General features: G+C 77.7%; 1 pseudogene. It reads right to left on the bottom strand.

What is annotated here, in order from left to right:
- Window positions 1-1578: pseudogene (locus ACWEN3_RS46415) on the bottom strand (cation-translocating P-type ATPase); the annotation flags it as partial.

The raw sequence follows: 1578 nt of genomic DNA, 5'->3' as shown, positions 1-1578 counted from the left end.
GCCGGGTGCCGGGAGACGCCCTCGGCCGCGGCGCGCACGCGCGCAGTCAGCTCTTCGAGGAGGGTGCGTTCGGCGGCGGGTTCGTGTTCCAGCCGGTCCTGGGCCTGGTCCGGGTCCAGCTCGTGCCAGTGCACACGCGGGCGCGGGTGCGGGGCGCCGGCCGCCGCCACGCCGAGCGCGGACCGTATGCCGGACAGCAGGGCGGAGGCGGCCGCGGCGTCGACGGGCGCGTGCCGCAGCCCCGGCAGCATGGCGAGGCGCCCCTGCCCGTGCTTGGACTCGCCGATGGCCACGAGGAGCCCCGACAGCGCGGCACCGGACCGGGCCATGGTCTGGGCCCGCCGGCCGACCGCGCGGGCGGCCGGTATCGCGGTCAGCACCCGCCACACGTCGGGCAGCCCGTGCAGGGCCAGGATGTCCGCGCCCCAGACCACCGCGCCGTCCCGGTCGGTGAGGGCGACGGAGACGTCGCTGCCGTGCAGCGCGGCCAGGACGTCGTGTTCGTCGCTCGTGCGCGCACGGGCGACCGTGAGCACGGCGCCCGACTCGCCGCGTGCCTCGTACACCACGTCGTCCAGCGGCCGGTGGGCGTCGACGACCTGGTCGGCGAGGCCGGTGAAGTCCTCCAGGGCGGGATCGTCCACGAGCACCACCCGCAGGCCGGCCCGGCGGGCGGCGTCCAGCACCGGCTCGGCCCACGGGTCCGCCTCGCCCGCGTCGCCGCGCAGCGCGCCGGCGTGCAGGACGATGGTGCCCGTCATCTCCAGTTGGCGCAGCCGGTCCGGGTCGCGCACCAGCACACCGGTCCGGGCGAGCATGGCGCTGAGCACCGCGTGGAAGGCAGCGGGACCGTAACGGGCGGCCTTGGGCGAACCGGCGAGCACCGCCTCGGCCGCCTCGGCGCCGTCGTGCTTGACCAGCAGCGTGGCCGCGGCGCCCAGCACGCTGCCCGCGGAGGCGTGGGTGGCGTACTCCTGGGCGGGGGACTCCCGCAGGGGCGGGCGCGAGGCGCCCTCCGGGGCGAGGCTGACGCGGCCGGGGGCGCACAGGTCGTCGTGCACCGCGTCGAAGGCGGCCGCGCGGGCCACCGTCTCGGCCAACTGGCAGGCCCGCAGGGTGCCGTCGAGCAGAAGGGACGTGGGGGTCTGCCCGGCGGCGTGCACGGCGGCGTTCGCGCAGGCCAGGGCGAGATCCATCCGCGCGTTGCCGAGCCGGGCGCGCAGCCAGGCGCGAAAGCGGGGGTTCTCCCGGAGCAGCGTCACCACCGCGGTCACCACCCGGGGCGAGGGCGGCAGGCGCAGCGCGTACGCGGTGATCGCGACGCCGATGCCCAGTCCGTCGGCCGCGAGCGCGGCCACCGCGGTGCGCACCCCGGCCGGGTCCGCCGGATGCGTGGTCTCCTCCACGTCCGCGGCGGACAGTTCGAGTCCGTGGCGCCCGGCCAGATCGGCGGCGTGCTCCACGACCTGGTCGGTGGCCTCCTCCTCGGTCGCGCCCACCACCAGGCGCCCCAGGCCCTCGTCCCAGTACGCGAAGAGCACGTCGGGCCGCTCGGCGAGGGCCGCGTCCGGTTCACCG

The organism is Streptomyces sp. NPDC004561, assembly GCF_053602155.1.
This window is presented reverse-complemented; position numbering and strand designations above follow the sequence as displayed.